Origin of the sequence: Streptomyces sp. NPDC006134 (assembly GCF_040628835.1) — a bacterium.
Taxonomy (GTDB): domain Bacteria; phylum Actinomycetota; class Actinomycetes; order Streptomycetales; family Streptomycetaceae; genus Streptomyces.
This window is the reverse complement of the sequence record NZ_JBEXTV010000012.1, coordinates 124,069-140,853: the sequence shown is the minus strand read 5'-3', so window position 1 is coordinate 140,853 and position 16,785 is coordinate 124,069. Positions and strand designations below refer to the sequence as shown.

The following is a 16,785-nucleotide window of genomic DNA, read 5'->3' as shown; positions in this document are numbered from 1 at the left end:
GCCTCCGTCAGTCCTCGGTCGGTGTGTGCCGTCAGGGGGTCCGCGTGCCCCGCTCCAGCAGGGGGGCCGCGTCGGAGAGTACCCCGGTGATCCTGGCCAGCGCCGCCTCGTCCCGTTCCACGGCGTCGAGCACCGGACCGGCGGCCGTGTTCCAGCGCCGGGCGACCGCGGCCGGGTCCTCGCCCGTCAGCAGGCCGGCCGCCTGCGCCGCGGCGCCGAGCGCCACCAGTTCCCTGGCCTCGGGGATCTGCACGGGCCGCCCCGACAGCCGCCGTACGGTCTGCTGCCAGGCCGTGCCGCGGGCGCCGCCGCCGATCAGCAGCAGGGGCGCGGACGGGTCCGCGTCCTCGTCGAGGACCAGGTCGAGCGCGCCGAGCAGGGCGTGGACGGCACCGTCGTAGGCGGCCTGCAGCAGCTGGCCGGCGGTGGTGTCGTGGCGCAGTCCGTGCAGCAGGCCGGAGGCGCCGGGCAGGTTCGGGGTGCGCTCACCGTCCAGGTAGGGCAGGAGGGTGACGTCCGTACCGGGTTCGACGGCCTCGCGGTCCAGGCCCAGCAGGGCGGCGATCCGGTCGACGGCGAGGGTGCAGTTGAGGGTGCAGGCCAGCGGCAGCCAGTCGCCGCGGGCGTCGGCGAAGCCGGCCACGGTGCCGGTCGGGTCGGCGGGCCGGCGCCGCGACACGGCGTACACCGTGCCCGACGTGCCGAGGCTCATCACCGGCATGCCGGGGCGCAGCCCGAGGCCGAGTGCAGCGGCGGCGTTGTCGCCGGTGCCGGGGGCGACCAGGGTGCCCTCGGAGAACGGCAGGCCGTGACCGCTGCGCACGGTGCCCGCCACCTCGCCGGGCCGCACCACGCGGGGCAGCAGCGCCGGGTCGAGTCCCACGTGCGCGAGGATCTCCTCGTCGTACGCCTCGGTGCCGGACGCCCACCAGCCGGTGCCGGAGGCGTCGCCGCGGTCGGTGGTGCCCTGCCCGGTCAGGCGCTCGGTGAGGTAGTCGTGGGGGAGGCGGACGGCCCTGGCCGCGCGAACCGCCTCCGGCTCGTTCTCGGCCAGCCAGGCCCACTTCGTGACCGTGAACGAGGCGGCCGGGACCAGCCCGGTGCGCTCGGCCCAGACCTTCGCGCCACCGAGCTCCTCGGTCAGCCGGCGGGCCTGCGGCGCCGACCGCACGTCGTTCCACAGCAGGGCCGGGCGGACCGGCTCCCCCCGCTCGTCCAGCGTGACCAGGCCGTGCTGCTGCCCGCCGATCGACACCGCGGCGGCCTCGCGCGCCGTGTCGCCGCACTGGCTCAGGGCCTCGCACAGGGCGTCCCACCACTGACGCGGATCGCTCTCGCGGCCGGCCCCGGAGGAGACGGTGTGCGGCGCCTGGCCGCTCGCGACCACACGTCCGGTGGCCACGTCGACGACCAGTGCCTTGGTGGACTGGGTGGACGTGTCCACGCCGACGACGAGCGGACCCTCGGCTGCTGACATCGGGCTTCTCCCTCTTCCGCGGCTCAGCGGGATCTGACCGGGGGCCTGTCGGGGTTCCCCGGTGTTCTGCGGGCGCCCGGACCGGGACGATCCGGACATCACTCCTTCGGGGACACCGTGTCCCTTCCCATGAGTGCATCGGCATACTAATTTGTAAACGGCCATGACGAAATGGTCGTAGAGCGAGCAAGGAGCCGCGGCATGAACTACCAGCCCACTCCCGAGGACAAGTTCACCTTCGGTCTGTGGACCGTCGGCTGGCAGGGACGGGACCCCTTCGGCGACGCCACCCGGCAGGCCCTGGACCCGGTCGAGACGGTGCAGCGTCTGGCCGAGCTCGGCGCCTATGGCGTCACCTTCCACGACGACGACCTGATCCCGTTCGGCTCCTCGGACACGGAGCGGGAGGCGATCGTCAAGCGGTTCCGGCAGGCGCTGGACGCCACCGGCATGAAGGTGCCGATGGCCACCACCAACCTGTTCACCCACCCGGTGTTCAAGGACGGCGGCTTCACCGCCAACGACCGCGACGTGCGCCGCTACGCGCTGCGCAAGACGATCCGCAACATCGACCTGGCGGTCGAGCTGGGCGCGAAGGTGTACGTGGCCTGGGGCGGCCGTGAGGGCGCCGAATCCGGTGCCGCCAAGGACGTCCGCGCGGCGCTGGACCGGATGAAGGAGGCGTTCGACCTCCTCGGCGAGTACGTCACCTCCCAGGGCTACGACCTGCGGTTCGCCATCGAGCCGAAGCCGAACGAGCCGCGCGGTGACATCCTGCTGCCCACCATCGGACACGCGCTGGCGTTCATCGAGCGGCTGGAGCGGCCGGAGCTGTACGGGGTCAACCCGGAGGTCGGCCACGAGCAGATGGCCGGGCTCAACTTCCCGCACGGCATCGCGCAGGCGCTGTGGGCGGGCAAGCTGTTCCACATCGACCTCAACGGCCAGTCCGGCATCAAGTACGACCAGGACCTGCGCTTCGGCGCCGGTGACCTGCGGTCCGCGTTCTGGCTCGTGGACCTCCTGGAGACCGGCGGGTACGAGGGTCCGCGCCACTTCGACTTCAAGCCGCCGCGGACCGAGGACGTCGACGGTGTGTGGGCCTCCGCGGCCGGCTGCATGCGCAACTACCTGATCCTGAAGGAGCGCGCGGCGGCGTTCCGGGCCGACCCCGAGGTGCAGGAGGCGCTGCGGGCCGCGCGTCTGGACGAGCTGGCGCAGCCCACCGCCGCCGACGGGATCCAGGGCCTGCTCGCCGACCGCACCGCCTACGAGGAGTTCGACGCCGACGCCGCCGCCGCCCGCGGCATGGCCTTCGAGCGCCTCGACCAGCTCGCGATGGACCACCTGCTGGGGGCCCGGGGCTGAATCCGCAGGAGCCGCGGGAGCCGTGCGCCGGCCCCTCCGGCGCCGGCGGTCGCCCCGAGGCCGTAGCGCCGGCCGGGTCAAGCGTCCAGTGGTCCACGGGCGCGATGCCCACGGCCTTCGCTCTCCGGTCCCCGGGGAGAAGCGGGCGCGGAGGCCGGACATGACGTGGTCGGTCGGCCGCAGGCCAGGACGACCGGGCGGTCGGCCCGGAAACCGGCCGCTCCGGTCGTCGCCGGAACACCGCCCCGGCTGCTCCGGCTGCTCCGGTCTCTCCGGTTTCTTCGTTCCCATCGGCCGCCTCGGTTCCGCTCCGGGAGCGGAGCGGAACCGAGGCGCTGTCCGAGTCGGGCCGGGCCGTCGCCCCACCGCATGCGCGACGGGGGCTGCGTCGTGGCCCGGGCCCTCGCGCTCCGGCCGCCGGACCGCCGGACCGCCGCGCGGCCATGCGGTCGTCGTACGGTCGTCGACTGGCGTGCGGTCGTCATGCGGTCGTCGACGGGCGTGCGCACAGTCGGCGCCTCGCCCTCCCTGGTCCGCGCGTCGGCCGAACACCGGTGCACGGCAGGGCGTTGGAACGGTCTGCCGAACACGGGACCGGACCGGCCGTCGGCCGGCACCGCTCCGGCTCTGGATCCGGCTCCGGCTTGCGGCCGTTCACGGGGCATGCCCTCTTCACGGCTCGTCCCCCGGGGCGAGCCGCGCCGCGGCCAGGGCCGACGCGGGATCCTGGGCCGCGCTTCCCGCGGGCACCCAACGGTCGCCTTCCTTGCGGTAGGGCCACCAGCGGCCGTCGCGGCCCAGGCGGAGCTGGTGCGAAGCACCGGCGACCGTCCACCGGTTGGCCCGCGCCCGCAGCGGCGGCCGCTCGTCCTCGTCCCACGCCGATTCCAGGGTGGCACGCGCGCGTGCGAGCGCTTCTCCTTCCACGGCCCACTCCTCCTCCAGCACGGACAGCGCGGCGGCGCCACCGTGCCGCCACGCCCGTACCGCCGCGGACATGGCTTCCCGGTCGCGCCCCGACCCGTCGGCGAGGCGAGCCGCCACGGCCGGCTCCGGACCGGACGCGGCCAGCCGTACCGCGTCCACGGCGACCGTCGGTTCCGCCTCCACCGCCTCCTCCTCGTGCCCGGGCCGCAGCGCCCCGGCGAGCAGGCGGTGCGCCTGTGCCGCCGCCCGGGAGGCCAGCAGGGCGAGCGCGCCCGGATCGACCCCGGGCGGGGGCGCGATCCCGGCGTCCAGGGACGGCGGCACGCCCGGCGCCTTCGGCAGCTCGGGCAGGGCGGGCAGCGGCGGCAGCAACGCCCCCGTCGCATAGGCCCCGGCGGCGTCCACGCCCCCGGGACGGGCGGACTCCTCCCGGCCGGCCGTGCGGCTGTGGCCCTGGAGGGCCTCCAGAAGGGCCTGTTCGCCGCGTCCCCGCATCAGCAGCAGGACGAAGGGATCCTGGTCCAGCAACCGCGCCACCTGGTGGCAGAGCGCCACCGTGTGCCCGCAGTGGTCCCAGGCGCCGCAGCCGCACTCCGGTTCCAGATCGCCCATGCCCGGCAGCAGCTCGATGCCGGCCGCCGCCGCATCCTCGACGAGGTGCGGCGGCATCTCGCGCTCCAGCAGCGCCGCGACATGCCCGGCCCGCTCGACCGCCATACCGACGAAGCGGTCCCACTGCGCGCCGGACAGCTCCTCCAGCAGGACATCGGCCCGGTGCGCCGTGCCGTCCCGGTCCCGCACCACGGCCGTGATGCGTCCCGGCCGTACGGAGACCGCGCCGACCACCCCCGCGCGCGCGAGCCCGCGGCCTGTCTTGACCTGCCTGGCGTCCAGCGCCGTGTCCTCCAGGGCCCGGAGCCAGGCACGGCCCCACCAGGTCTGTGCGAAGCCCCGCCCCCGTGCGGGCGGAAGCGCCGCGAACGTGCGCTCCGTATCACCGTCGTACCGGGTCATCGCATACCTCCGCGCAGCTCCACCAGGTCGGCCAGTTCGGCGTCCGTCAGCTCCGTGAGCGCCGCCTCGCCCGAGCCGAGCACCGCGTCGGCCAGCTCCCGCTTGCGGTGCAGCAGAGCGGCGATACGATCCTCCACGGTTCCTTCCGCGACCAGCCGGTGCACCTGCACGGGACGGGTCTGGCCGATGCGGTGGGCGCGGTCGGTGGCCTGCGCCTCGACGGCCGGGTTCCACCAGCGGTCGTAGTGCACGACGTGCTCCGCGCGGGTCAGGTTCAGCCCGGTGCCGGCGGCCTTCAGCGACAGCAGGAACACGGGCACCTCGCCGTCCTGGAAGCGCCGGACCAGGGTCTCCCGCTCGGTGACGGACGTCCCGCCGTGCAGGAACAGCGACGCCGTGCCCCGGGACGCCAGGTGCCGTTCGAGGAGACGCGCCATCCGGACGTACTGCGTGAACACCAGGACGCCCGAGCCCTCGGGGACGATCGTGTCCAGCAGTTCGTCGAGGAGTTCGAGCTTCCCCGACCGGCCGGCGATCACCGGGCGGTCCTCCTTGAGGAACTGCGCCGGGTGGTTGCAGATCTGCTTCAGCCCGGTCAGCAGCTTCACGATCAGCCCACGCCGCGCCATGCTGTCGGCACCGGCGATCTCCGCGAGCGCCTCGCGCACCACCGCCTCGTACAGGGCCGTCTGCTCCGTGGTGAGCGACACGGCGTGATCGGTCTCGGTCTTCGGCGGCAGCTCCGGGGCGATCCCGGGATCGGACTTGCGGCGGCGCAGCAGGAACGGCCGCACCAGCCGGGCCAGCCGTTGTGCGGCGGCCGGGTCCTGGCCGCCCTCGACGGCCCGCGCGTACCGGCTGCGGAAGGTGCCGAGCCGGCCCAGCAGGCCCGGCGTCGTCCAGTCCAGGACGGCCCACAGCTCCGACAGGTCGTTCTCCACCGGGGTGCCGGTGAGCGCCACGCGCGCGCGGGCGCCTATGGTGCGCAACTGCCGGGCCGTCGCCGAGTAGGGGTTCTTCACGTGCTGCGCCTCGTCCGCCACGACCAGACCCCAGCGCACCTCGGCGAGCCGCCGCGCGTCCAGCCGCATCGTGCCGTAGGTCGTGAGGACGAACTCGCCGTCGGCCAGGTCCTCCAGGTCGCGCTGTGTGCCGTGAAAGCGGCGCACGCGCGTGCCCGGCGCGAACTTCTCGATCTCCCGCTGCCAGTTGCCCATCAGGGACGTCGGGCAGACCACCAGGGTGGGTCCGGCGGCGGACGCGTCGGTCTGCCGGTGCAGATGCAGGGCGATCAGCGTCACCGTCTTGCCGAGGCCCATGTCGTCGGCGAGGCAGCAGCCGAGGCCGGACGAGGTCATGCGGACCAGCCAGTCGAGGCCCCGCCGCTGATAGTCCCGCAGCGTCGCGGCGAGGGCGGCGGGCGGCTCGACGGGCTCCTGCGCCTCCGGCTCGGCGAGCCGGTCCCGCAGGGCCGCGAGCCACCCGGTGGGGCACACCTCGACCCGGCCGCCGTCGATCTCGGCGGAGCCGGTCAGCGCGGCGGCGAGGGCGTCGACGGCCGTCACCTTGCGGTCCTGCCGCGCGCGGGCGCGGCGTGCCTCCTCGGGATCGACGAGGACCCACCGGTCCCGCAGCCGTACGAGAGGACGGTGGGACTCCGCGAGACGGTCCAGTTCCTCGCGGGTGAGCCGCCGGTCGCCCAGCGCGAACCGCCAGTGGAAGGCCACCAGTGCGTCCGCGGACAGGAACGACGGCCCCGCGCCGGGGCCGTCACCGGCCGGCCCGACCTCCGCGCGGGTGGTCAGGCCACGGACCGCCTCCCGGGGCCAGTGGACGTCGACCCCGGCACCGGCCAGGGCGCGGGCCCCCGCTCCCAGCAGGTCGGCGACCTCCTCGTCGGCGAGTTCGACGGCGTCCGGCACGGCGGCCGACAACAGGGGGCCGAGCGGGGGCCAGGCCCGCGCCGCGCGGCCCAGTGCGCGCAGGGCGGCCATCCGCGCGTGCGGGCCGAAGGCGTCACCGGTGGCGCCGGTCCACACCTCGGCGGCGTCCGCGACGAGGGCGGGATCACTCACGCTGTGCACCTGCGGCACGGCGCGGAACGTGAGCGCAGTGTCCTGCGCGGTGCCGGCCGCCAGCCCGGGCACCTCGATCCGCAGCGACAGCCGTACGCCCGCGTCGTGGCCCGCGGCGACGTCGTCCGCCCAGGCCCGCAGGTGAGGCAGGCGCAGCGGCTCCGGCGCCGCGTAGGCGCCGGAGCCCGCCGCGAGCGGCGCGGCGGGGGAGCGGGGCAGCGTGTCGGCGACGGCGTCCAGGAAGGCGCGTACCAGCCCTTCCGGGCCGGGCAGTCGCAGGGGCGGGGCATCGTCCAGCGGCACGGCGTGCGCCTCGGGCGGCATCGCGGCGGCGAGATGGCGGACCCGTTCGATCTCCTCCGCGCCCAGCGGGCCCGCGCGCCAGGCGTCGTGGCCGTCCGGGGACAGGCCGGGCAGCAGCAGCCCGCGCGCCACGAGATGCAGGGCGTGCACGGCGGCCGTGCCCCAGAACACGGCCGCGCGGTGCCCGTGCCCGCAGGCACGCGCGCGTGTGAGAACGGGAAGGGCGGCACGTACCGGCAGCAGGAGCGCGCGGACGCGCGCCGGCTCCACGCCGTCGGCGCCGGGTACCACCACCGTCAGGCCGGCCGGGGTCCCCGACGGCACGGCCGGGAGGTCTGCGCCGTCGGGCGGCCAGAAGGCGACCGTGCCGGTGCGGGCGGGATCGCCGGGTAGGAATACGACGCGGCAGCGGGCGAGTTCGGAGATCTCCGAGGGGGTCGGCAGGGGTGTCTCGGGGAGTGGTGTCAGGGAAGTCGTCTGCGCGGCGATGACCGGTCCTCAAATTTGACTAGTGGGGTCGGGTCGCCGAGGGTACAGGATTCCGGGGCGCCCCGGGTGCGGCCGGGGTGTGGCTTGGGTCACCATGCAGGAGAGGGGCCCCGGGCGGCTCGCTCCGGCGCGAGGTGCCGTCGGTTTCCCGGGGTACTCAGGGGCGCCGCCTCAGGGATGTCTCAGGGTCGCGGCCCGGAACCGCGGGAAGCGCGGTCCCGTTCTTCAGAACAGAGCGGCAAGAGCCGCGAAGGAGGCGACGCCATGTCGAAGAACGCCAAGATCGCCGCGGGGGGTGTGGCGGCCGGGATCATCCTGTCGATCTGGCTGCCCTGGTGGGCCGTGCTCCTGATGGTCCTGGGAGTCCCGGCCGCCGCGTACCTCGCGCTGGACCCCTCCCAGCGGCGCAGGCTGCGCCGCGTCACCCGCAAGGAGCTCGGCCGCTGAGCCGCTGCCGTCGAGTCGCTGCTGCTGAGCCGCTAACGCGACGCCGCGGCCGTATCGCTCAGGCTGCACGTGTCGACCACGTCGCCGCCTGCGGGTCCGCCGACCGTGCGGTCGGCGGGCGGCGGGGTGCCCCGCTCCACCCACTCGGCCAGCGCGTCGAACGCCGAGCGGTAGCACGGCAGGATCGGCCGCAGCCGGTCCGGGTGCGTGTCGTACAGCCCGTCGACGTGGGTGCCTCCCCGGATCGTGTAGAAGCGGTGCAGCCCGCCCCGCCCGCTCTCGTCGATCATGCGCGCGTACACGTCGGAGTCGACGGCCTTGGGCAGCAGGGCGTCCAGGTCGCCGTGCAGTGTGATCAACGGCTTGCCGATGCGCCCGGTCAGCGCCACCCGGGCCACGGCGCGGTGGACGGACGCGGGGCGCGACGCGTAGTCGTACGCCGCGTCGGCTGGGCAGGGCGCCAGGACCTGTTCCGGCGTGCTCCCGGCGGATGGTCCGGGACAGCCGGGGTCGTACGCCGGGTCGAACTCGGCGCGGTAGATCTTCTGTGTCAGTCCCCAGTAGGTCTTCTCGTGGTACGGCCACAGGAACTCGGAGCCACGGGCGAAGCCCGCCGCGTAGAGATCCTCGTCCCCCGCTGCGCCGAGCGTCCGGGCCACCGTCACGGGCAGCGACGTCAGCAGATTCGGGCCCCGCGCCGTCCACAGCGCACCCTCCCAGTCCACGCCGCCGTCGTACAGCTCCGGGTGGTTCTCCAGCTGCCAGCGGGTGAGATAGCCGCCGTTGGAGATACCGGTGACGTAGGTGCGGCGCGGCGCCTGCCCGTAGCGCTGGGCCACCACCCGCCGGGCCGCCCGGGTGAGCTCGGTGGTCCGTGCGTTCCACTCGGCGACCGCGTCACCAGGGCGCTGCCCGTCCCGGTGGAAGTCGGCGCCGTTGTTGCCCTTGTCGGTCGCCGCGTACGCGTATCCCTGCGCGAGGACCCGGTCGGAGATCGCCTTGTCCGTGGCGTACTGCTTGCGCGTGCCCGGCGCGCCGGTCACCACCAGACCGCCGTTCCAGCGGTCCGGCAGCCGGATCACGAACTGTGCGTCGTGCCGCCAGCCGTGCGTGGTGTTGAAGCGGGAGGTGTCGGGGAAGTAGCCGTCGACCTGGATTCCGGGCACCCCGGACGGCGTCCGGGTGGCGCGTGCGGTCAGTCCGGCCTGGTCGGCCGGGTCGGTGTACGGCGTGCCCGCGAGCCCGGTCGTCGTCAGGTCGGGCAGACAGGCGCTGCGCTGCAGTGCGGCACCCGGAACGTGCACGCGATCCTGGCGCGCGCAGTGCTCACCCCCGGCCGCCGCGACGGCGGCCGGAGCCGGACCGGTGAGCGTGGCCGCGGTGAGAACGGCGAGCACGAAGGGAACACCGCGGGTGCGATGCATCAGGGCCTCCATCAGGGTCTCCAACGGCGACGGGACGGGCACGGCGGCAAGGGGCGGGACAGGGGGCAGGGGCAGGGGCAGGGACAGCGGAGGAGCTGAGCCGTGGGTCGCCTCATGATGTGGGCCCGCTGCCCCGTCATCCATGGGTGGGGAACACACGGAACGACAGCGGGGAATGGGGGCCGAAGACGGGTGGCGGGGCCGGACGGTGCCCGTGCAGGGCGGACGTACCGCCCCTCCCGCATCCCGGCGGCCCGCGGAGTCTTCGCCGGTCAGCCGGTCATCGGTGCCGGGTAGTCACCGCGTCCCTGCCCGTGCCGTCCTCGCGCCGGACTCCGGCTCCGGACAGCAGCCCTTCTGCCCCCTCAGTCCCTTTCCGCTCCCCGCCGGCCCTCGACGTGCCGGAACCCGGCGTCACCCCCCTGCTCGCTCGTCTCCCCGGGCGTGCCGCCCCGGCCGGGTGCGGACGGCAGGCGCGACGCGACACGGGGCCAGAGCCTCCGGCGGGGGCGGCTCAACCGGGGCGCACCACCGGCTTGTCGAGCGCCTTCAGAAGGCCCGGCAGCACCGGGCCCCGGAGCACCGGGCCCCGGAGCACCGGCAGGACCTCGCCGGACTCCTCGTCGAGCAGGACGAACGCGATGTCGTCGGTCCGGTCCACGAGCGACCGGCCGGCTCCACCGGCCCGCAGGGGCCGCAGCCGGGTCCATCGGCCCGCAGGGTCCGCGCGCCGCCCGGCGCGAACGACGACCGCACCCGGCCGAGCGGCGGCTTTCCGAGCACACCCGGCCGGACGCGGCGAAACGGTCGTCCGCGGCAACGGACGGTGTCAGGCTTCCGGGAGTCCGAGCAGCGAGCGGGCCACTGTCCGCGGAGACTCGTCGCGCTCCCGCGCGAGCGCGACGACAGCCCGGCACGCCAGCTCGTTCACCCCGAACGACAGCGCCTCCGGCGACACCCATCCCGCCGCCTCGTCGATCCGTTCCCGGTCGTCCTCCGCGCACGCCGACACATACGCCGCGGCGGCCTCGAAAAGATTGTGTGTACGTGCCTCCGGGGCCGTCCTCGGCTCCACGCGCCAAGCGTCGAGGAATCTGCCGCAGGCCTTGCGCACCCTGCCGAACAAGCCGACCACCATCCCCCTGTGCGGTTGCTGCCGTCCCGGCCGATCGTCCACCCGCCGCTCCTCAACGTAGAGTTGGAAGCCGGTCGACAGAAGGGGCGGGGTGCGGTGAAGCGCTTCGAACGGCTGGAACAGATCCGGCGGATGGATCCATACAGGGACGCTTCGGAGATCTACCGCCTCATGTCGGCCTACGAGTTTCCGTGGGACGTCACCCGCGCCCTGGAACTGGCCCTGTACCGCACGTACGCCGTCCCCGGCATCGGCCGGCTGCTCGCCGAGACGGCGGAGCTCACCGACCGCACCCAGAAGCGGTACGACGACACCTCGCTGCTCCTCGACGCCGTCGTCGAGCACGGCTTCGCCAGCGAGGAGGGGCGCACGGCGATCCGCCGCATCAACCAGATGCACCGCAGCTACGACATCACCAACGACGACATGCGCTACGTCCTGTGCACGTTCGTCGTGACGCCCAAGCGGTGGATCGACGCCTACGGATGGCGCAGGCTGTCCCGCCACGAGACCGTCGCGTGCGCCGTCCACTACCGCACGCTGGGGCGGCACATGGGCATCAAGGACATCCCCGGGACCTACGAGGAGTTCGAATCCTGCCTCGACGCCTACGAGGAGGCCCACTTCGGCTGGGACGAGGACGCGCGCCGCGTCTCCGACGCCACCCTCGACCTGATGGCCTCCTGGTACCCGCGCCCGCTCGCCCCCGTGCTGCGCACCGCCACGCTCGCCCTGCTCGACGACCCTCTCCTGCGGGCCTTCCGCTACACCCCGCCGAGCCCCGCGACGCGCGCGTGGGTGCGTCGCGCGGTACGGCTGCGGGGGCGCGCCGTGCGCCTGATGCCGCCGCGGCGCACCCCGCACTACGCCCGGCAGAACCGGGAGATCAAGGGCTATCCGAACGGCTATCGGCTGGAAGACCTGGGCACGCGTCCGGTTCCGGGCGTCCGGGGTTGCCCTGTGCGTCACCTCGGAGAGCCGGCCGCCGAGTGAGCCGGGGGCTCACTCCTCGCGGACGGCCAGCGCCAGGAACCGTGCGTCCTCGTCGACGTACGACGTCATGCGCCACCCCGAACCGGCCAGCAGGGGCCGCAGCCGGGGCTCCGCGCGCAGGTCGTCCGGTGTGACCCTGCGGCCTTGGCGGGCCGCGAGGGCGGCCCTGCCGATCGGATGGAACAGGGCCAGTACACCGCCGGGGCGCACCGCGCGCGCCAACTCCCGGAGGTTCTTCGCCGGGTGGGGCAGATGCGCGATGAGGCCGGCCGCGAACACGGCGTCGAGTGAGCGCGAGCGCAGCGGCAGCGCGGCGACGTCGGTCAGCAGCAGCCGCCCGTCACGGTCCCGCCCGGCCCGTACGGCGGCCTGCAGCATGGCCGGGGTCAGATCGGCCCCGACGACCACTCCCGACGGTCCCACGGCCGCCCGCAGCGGTGTCAGGGCCCGTCCCGTGCCGCAGCCCGCGTCGAGGACGCGGTCACCCGGGCGCAGGCCGAGTTCGGCCACCGCGGCCGCGTAGGCGGGACCGTCGTCGGGGAACCGGCTGTCCCAGTCGGCGGCGCGGGCGGTGAAGAACTCCTGGACGTGTGTGTGATCGTCGCTCATGCTCCGCATGATCCCGCACCGGCGCCTCACCGGCACGGGTGAAGGTGCAGTGCACACGTTCGAGCGTGACGCGATCGTTCCGCTGCATCTCTGCGACAGGTTGCGTCACCTTTCGAAATGCGCTCCCTGCCTGCGCCCCCGACCGGTCTAGCGTCCCAGGGCCATGGGACACCTGGACCACGCCGCCCTCGGCTGGCTGACCCCCGTGCTGTCGTACGCGATGGCCTGCACCGGCGCCGCCCTCGGGCTGCGCTGCACCGTCCGCGCCCTGGCCGCCACCGGGCGCTCACGCCGCAACTGGCTCGTCACCGCGGCCTCGGCGATCGGCACCGGCATCTGGACGATGCACTTCGTCGCCATGCTCGGCTTCGGCGTCGGCGGCACCGACATCCGCTACGACGTGCCGCTCACCCTGCTGAGCCTGCTCGTCGCCATGGCCGTCGTGTGCGCCGGCGTCTTCGCCGTCGGCTACGGCCGCGACCGCGGCCGGGCGCTGCTGCTCGGCGGGCTCACCACCGGGCTCGGCGTCGCGAGCATGCACTACCTGGGCATGGCGGCGATGCGCCTGCACGGCGACGTGCACTACGACCCGGCGCTCGTCGCGCTGTCCGTCCTGATCGCCGTCGCCGCGGCCACGGCGGCCCTGTGGGCCGCGCTCACCATCAAGGCGCCGGCCGCGGTCACCCTCGCCTCCCTGATCATGGGTGCCGCGGTGAGCAGCATGCACTACACCGGCATGTTCGCGGTGAGCGTGGAGGCCGAGCCGTCCGGCGAGATGCTCCCCGGGGCCACGGCGATGCAGTTCGTCTTCCCTCTCGCCGTCGGCCTCGGGTCCTACCTGTTCCTGACCTCGGCCTTCGTCGCGCTGTCGCCGGCGGCGGAGGAGCGGGCGGCGGAGGAGCGGAAGGCGCCCGCCCCGGACCGGTGGCCGATCGGGAGCCCCACGCCGTGACGGCGGCCATCGGAGTGCCGCACCCCGGACGGCACGCTTGCGACCATCCTGGCGAGGAGGCCATGCGAATCCCCCGTACCACCCCGACAGACGGTGCCCGGACTCCGCCCCCGCAGCCCGTCCGCGGCCGCCGCGCGCACGCGGGCCCACCGGCCGACGAAAGCCCGGCAAAGCCCTCGGGACCCGCACCGGACCGCGCTCCCGCGCGCGCGTGGCGCCGCCGTACGCGGGCCCGTACCGTACGCGCCAGGATCGTCTGCCTGCTGATGGTGCCCGTCGTCTCCCTGCTCGCCCTGTGGGCGTACGCCACCGTCACCACAGCCCAGGACATCGCGCGGCTGCGGCAGGCACAGCGCGTGGACACCGAGATCCGCGAGCCCCTGGCCGTCGCCGTCGCCGCGCTGCAGGCCGAGCGCCTGGCCGCCGTCCGTCACGCCACCGACCCGTCCGCCGCACCCGACGGCGACTACGAGGACATGGCGGACCGCACCGACAAGGCCGTGGGGAAACTCCGGATCGGCGACCGTCACACCGTCGCCCACGGCGGGGAACTGCCCGCCGAAGTGGCCCGGCGGCTCCAGGCGTTCGTCTCCGCCACCGGACAACTGCCCTCGCTCCGTACCGCCGTGCTCGATCGCCGCGCGGACTGGGAGGAGACGTACCGGCAGTACACGAGGACCATCTCGGCCGCGTTTTCCGCGGGCGGCGCGCTGAGCGGCGTCCAGGACGCGGATCTCGCGGCCGACGCGCGCGTGCTGCTCGAATTCTCCCGCGCGGGAGAGGCACTGGCCCAGGAGGGCGCGGTACTCGCCACCGTCCGTCCCGGAGGCGGCCTCGGCGGCGAGCGGCTGCGGCTGTTCACCGGTGCCGTCGCCACCCGGCGCGCCCTCGTGGAGTCCGCCGTCGTCGACCTGCGCGGCTCCGGGCGCGACGCCTGGCGGCAACTGGCCGCGAGCGGCGCCTACGCGACCGTGGGCGCCACCGAGGACGGGCTTCTGATGGCAGGCGCGGGCCCCCGGCCCGTCGGCGCGGCGGCTTCCCGGGCGGCCTGGGACCGGGCGCACGCGCGCGTGCAGGACGGGATGCGGACGATCGAGCGGGACGCCGGGCGATCGGCCGCCGACCGGGCGGACCCGGTCACCCGCGGTCTGCTCACTCCGGCCGGTGCCGCGGTCCTCGCCGGTCTCGCCGCCGTCGCCGCGTCGCTCGTCATCTCCGTGCGCATCGGCCGCGGCCTCGTGGTGGAACTGGTGGGTCTGCGCGACAGCGCCCTGGACATCGCCCGGCGCGAACTCCCCGAGGCCATGCGGAAACTGCGCGCGGGCGAAGACGTCGACATCCGGGCCGAGGCCCCGTCCGGGCCGCCCGCCGACGACGAGGCCGGGCAGGTCGCCGAGGCCCTCGGAACCGTCCACCGGGCCGCGCTGCGGGCCGCCGTGGAACGGGCCGAACTCGCCGACGGCATCTCCGGGGTGTTCGTCAACCTGGCCCGCCGCAGCCAGATCCTCGTCCACCGCCAGCTCAGCCTGCTCGACAGCATGGAGCGCCGCTCCGACGACCCGAACGAACTGGGCGACCTCTTCCGGCTGGACCACCTCACCACCCGTATGCGGTGCCACGCCGAGAGCCTGATCATCCTCTCCGGGGCGGCACCCGGCCGGGCCTGGCGGATGCCGGTCGCCCTGACGGACGTGGTCCGCGCGGCGGTCTCCGAGATCGAGGACTACGCGCGCGTGGAGGTACGGAACCTCCCCGGGACCTCCGTCGTCGGCGCGGCCGTCGCCGACCTCACCCATCTGCTGGCCGAACTCATCGAGAACGCGGCCCAGTTCTCGCCGCCCCACACGCGCGTGCGCGTCACCGGCGAGCCCGTCGGCAACGGCTACGCGATCGAGGTCGAGGACCGCGGCCTCGGCATGGGCAAGGAGACCCTCGCCGAGGCCAACCACCGCATCACCCGGTCCGAGGCACTCGACCTGTTCGGCAGCGACCGGCTCGGGCTCTTCGTGGTCAGCAGACTCGCGGCCCGGCACGGCATCAAGGTGTACCTGCGGACCTCGCCCTACGGCGGTACCACCGCCGTCGTCCTGCTGCCCACCGCCCTGCTGCACAGCGCTACGGCGGACCACCCCCTCCCCGCGCCGGAACCGGAGCGGCACTCCGGAGCACGCACACACACGCGCGCGCCCGCCACCGCACCCCACCGGGCAACCGCCCCGGCAACGACCGGCCGACATCTGCCGGCCACCCCCGCACCGGCGGTCCACAACGCCCCAGCCGCCCCTGCACCGGCGGTCCACAACGCCCCAGCCGCCCCTGCACCGGTCGCGGCACCCACCCCGCCCCCGATCCTGCTCCCGCCCCGGGGAACCGCCACCGTGCGCCCGTACCCCTCCCAGGACGACCCCGGTGCCCCCGACGACCTGCCCCGCCGAGTACGACAGGCCGGCCTCGCCCCTCAGCTGCGCGACGGACATCCCGCCGAACCCGCACCGGCGGCTCCGCCCCGCGGCGCGGACGAGCGCACCCCCGAACTCGTCCGGGACCGCATGACGGCCTACCGCGACGGATGGGCGCGCGGTGGCGGCAGGCGCCCCGGCCGCGGAACCCGTCCCGGACCCACGGCGGGCAGCGACAGCAGCGAAGGAGACCCGGCATGACCCAGGACCCGGCCATGAAGACCACCTGGCGGTCCGGCGTCCCCGACTGGCTGCTGGACGGCCTGGTCACGCGCGTGCGCGACGTACGGCACGCCGTCGTGCTGTCCGGCGACGGCCTCGCCGTGGGAGCGTCTACCCGCCTGGGCCGCGAGGACGCCGAGCACCTGGCGGCGGTCGCCTCCGGATTCCACAGCCTGGCCAAGGGAGCGGGCCGGCACTTCGGCGTCGGCGGTGTGCGGCAGACCATGGTGGAGCTGGACGACGGCTTTCTGTTCGTGGTCGCCGCGGGCGACGGTTCCTGCCTCGCCGTCCTGACTGCCGTGACCGCCGACATCGGTCTGGTGGCCTACGAGATGGCGTGCCTCGTCAAGCGCGTCGGTGAGCACCTGCGCACACCGCCCCGCGTCGCCGCGCGTCCGCCCGCCGCCGGATGAGCGCGCAGAGCGGTCCGTGCCGATGACGGATGAGCGCGCAGAGCAGCGGTCCGTGCCGATGACGGAGGACACCGCGAGCGGCCCGCGCCGCCTGGACAGCCAGTGGTACGACCACGAGGCCGGACCTCTCGTCCGCCCCTACGCCATGACGGGCGGGCGTACCAGACCCGGTCCCGCCGAGGTGCGGTTCGACCTGATCGCCCTCGTGGCACCGGTCCCGGGCGCCCCCGAGGCCGACGGCACCACGCTCGGACCGGAGCACCGGACCCTCCTCGGCCTGTGCCGCACCGGGAGCCGGTCGGTCGCCGGACTCGCCGCCGGCGCGGACCTGCCCGTCGGCGTGGTCCGCGTCCTCCTCGGCGATCTGCTGGAACGCGGCCACGTCACGATCAGCCGGCCCGTACCGCCCGCGCGGCTGCCCGACGAACGGATTCTGCGCGAGGTGATCGATGGCCTGCGGGCCCTGTAGACGCAGCTC

13 protein-coding genes and 1 pseudogene are annotated in these 16,785 nt (G+C 74.7%); 7 read left to right on the top strand and 7 right to left on the bottom strand.

The genetic code is table 11. From position 1 onward, the window contains the following. Positions 1–31: 31 nt before the first annotated feature. Positions 32–1,477 carry a xylulokinase gene (gene xylB, locus ABZ340_RS10840; RefSeq protein ID WP_358781412.1) on the bottom strand — a complete coding sequence of 482 codons (1,446 nt, stop codon included), beginning with the start codon at positions 1,475–1,477 and terminating at the stop codon, positions 32–34. 201 nt (positions 1,478–1,678) lie between these two features. Here xylB and xylA point away from each other — a divergent pair, with 201 nt between their 5' ends. Further along, positions 1,679–2,845, top strand: coding sequence for a xylose isomerase (xylA, locus tag ABZ340_RS10835; RefSeq protein WP_358781411.1), 1,167 nt, complete (start codon positions 1,679–1,681; stop codon positions 2,843–2,845). A 672-nt stretch (positions 2,846–3,517) separates the two neighbouring features. On the opposite strand, the gene ABZ340_RS10830 is transcribed toward xylA, so the two are convergent. Next, complete coding sequence (locus tag ABZ340_RS10830; RefSeq protein WP_358781410.1) at positions 3,518–4,786, bottom strand: SWF or SNF family helicase; 1,269 nt, start codon at positions 4,784–4,786, stop codon at positions 3,518–3,520. Next, positions 4,783–7,608, bottom strand: a complete 2,826-nt coding sequence (locus ABZ340_RS10825; RefSeq protein WP_358781435.1) for a DEAD/DEAH box helicase — start codon at positions 7,606–7,608, stop codon at positions 4,783–4,785. Before ABZ340_RS10825 ends, ABZ340_RS10830 begins: the two co-directional genes overlap by 4 nt. A 309-nt stretch (positions 7,609–7,917) precedes the next feature. Here ABZ340_RS10825 and ABZ340_RS10820 point away from each other — a divergent pair, with 309 nt between their 5' ends. Further along, entirely contained in the window at positions 7,918–8,100 is a 183-nt protein-coding gene (locus tag ABZ340_RS10820; RefSeq protein WP_358781409.1) for a hypothetical protein, read from the top strand. A 32-nt stretch (positions 8,101–8,132) separates the two neighbouring features. Here the strand turns inward: ABZ340_RS10820 and ABZ340_RS10815 are convergent, their stop codons facing one another. The 3 genes and pseudogenes from ABZ340_RS10815 to ABZ340_RS10805 form a co-directional block, all read right to left on the bottom strand. Continuing rightward, positions 8,133–9,524: a tannase/feruloyl esterase family alpha/beta hydrolase gene (locus ABZ340_RS10815; RefSeq protein ID WP_358781408.1), complete on the bottom strand. Its 1,392-nt coding sequence runs from the start codon at positions 9,522–9,524 to the stop codon at positions 8,133–8,135. 514 nt (positions 9,525–10,038) lie between these two features. Further along, positions 10,039–10,295 (bottom strand): annotated as a pseudogene (locus tag ABZ340_RS10810) (hypothetical protein); the annotation flags it as partial. Between the two features lie 58 nt (positions 10,296–10,353). Then, on the bottom strand, positions 10,354–10,650 hold the full coding sequence (locus ABZ340_RS10805) for a hypothetical protein (protein WP_358781434.1): 297 nt from the start codon (positions 10,648–10,650) through the stop codon (positions 10,354–10,356). A gap of 105 nt (positions 10,651–10,755) precedes the next feature. Here ABZ340_RS10805 and ABZ340_RS10800 point away from each other — a divergent pair, with 105 nt between their 5' ends. Beyond that, complete coding sequence (locus ABZ340_RS10800; RefSeq protein WP_358781407.1) at positions 10,756–11,652, top strand: oxygenase MpaB family protein; 897 nt, start codon at positions 10,756–10,758, stop codon at positions 11,650–11,652. A 9-nt stretch (positions 11,653–11,661) separates the two neighbouring features. Here ABZ340_RS10800 and ABZ340_RS10795 read toward each other — a convergent pair whose 3' ends face one another. Then, entirely contained in the window at positions 11,662–12,261 is a 600-nt protein-coding gene (locus ABZ340_RS10795; RefSeq protein ID WP_358781406.1) for a methyltransferase domain-containing protein, read from the bottom strand. Positions 12,262–12,424: 163 nt separating this feature from the next. Here ABZ340_RS10795 and ABZ340_RS10790 point away from each other — a divergent pair, with 163 nt between their 5' ends. From ABZ340_RS10790 to ABZ340_RS10775, 4 genes are all read left to right on the top strand, one after another. Next, positions 12,425–13,213 (top strand): MHYT domain-containing protein, encoded by a 789-nt coding sequence (locus ABZ340_RS10790; protein WP_358781405.1) that lies wholly within the window; start codon positions 12,425–12,427, stop codon positions 13,211–13,213. Positions 13,214–13,275: 62 nt separating this feature from the next. Next, complete coding sequence (locus ABZ340_RS10785; protein ID WP_358781404.1) at positions 13,276–15,873, top strand: nitrate- and nitrite sensing domain-containing protein; 2,598 nt, start codon at positions 13,276–13,278, stop codon at positions 15,871–15,873. Further along, entirely contained in the window at positions 15,870–16,307 is a 438-nt protein-coding gene (locus tag ABZ340_RS10780) for a roadblock/LC7 domain-containing protein (RefSeq protein WP_358781403.1), read from the top strand. The genes ABZ340_RS10785 and ABZ340_RS10780 overlap by 4 nt, the downstream gene beginning before the upstream one ends. Before the next feature lie 58 nt (positions 16,308–16,365). Beyond that, the gene (locus ABZ340_RS10775) at positions 16,366–16,776 is read left to right on the top strand and encodes a DUF742 domain-containing protein (RefSeq protein WP_358781433.1); all 411 of its coding nucleotides are present in this window, start codon (positions 16,366–16,368) and stop codon (positions 16,774–16,776) included. Positions 16,777–16,785: the final 9 nt, after the last annotated feature.

Excerpts from the sequence above, each read along its gene's own strand:
- ABZ340_RS10775 (WP_358781433.1), top strand. The coding sequence starts at position 16,366 with ATGACGGAGGACACCGCGAGCGGCCCGCGCCGCCTGGACAGCCAGTGG.
- xylB (WP_358781412.1), bottom strand. The coding sequence starts at position 1,477 with ATGTCAGCAGCCGAGGGTCCGCTCGTCGTCGGCGTGGACACGTCCACC.
- ABZ340_RS10785 (WP_358781404.1), top strand. The coding sequence starts at position 13,276 with ATGCGAATCCCCCGTACCACCCCGACAGACGGTGCCCGGACTCCGCCC.
- xylA (WP_358781411.1), top strand. The coding sequence starts at position 1,679 with ATGAACTACCAGCCCACTCCCGAGGACAAGTTCACCTTCGGTCTGTGG.
- ABZ340_RS10795 (WP_358781406.1), bottom strand. The coding sequence starts at position 12,261 with ATGAGCGACGATCACACACACGTCCAGGAGTTCTTCACCGCCCGCGCC.
- ABZ340_RS10815 (WP_358781408.1), bottom strand. The coding sequence starts at position 9,524 with ATGCATCGCACCCGCGGTGTTCCCTTCGTGCTCGCCGTTCTCACCGCG.
- ABZ340_RS10780 (WP_358781403.1), top strand. The coding sequence starts at position 15,870 with ATGACCCAGGACCCGGCCATGAAGACCACCTGGCGGTCCGGCGTCCCC.
- ABZ340_RS10820 (WP_358781409.1), top strand. The coding sequence starts at position 7,918 with ATGTCGAAGAACGCCAAGATCGCCGCGGGGGGTGTGGCGGCCGGGATC.
- ABZ340_RS10830 (WP_358781410.1), bottom strand. The coding sequence starts at position 4,786 with ATGACCCGGTACGACGGTGATACGGAGCGCACGTTCGCGGCGCTTCCG.
- ABZ340_RS10790 (WP_358781405.1), top strand. The coding sequence starts at position 12,425 with ATGGGACACCTGGACCACGCCGCCCTCGGCTGGCTGACCCCCGTGCTG.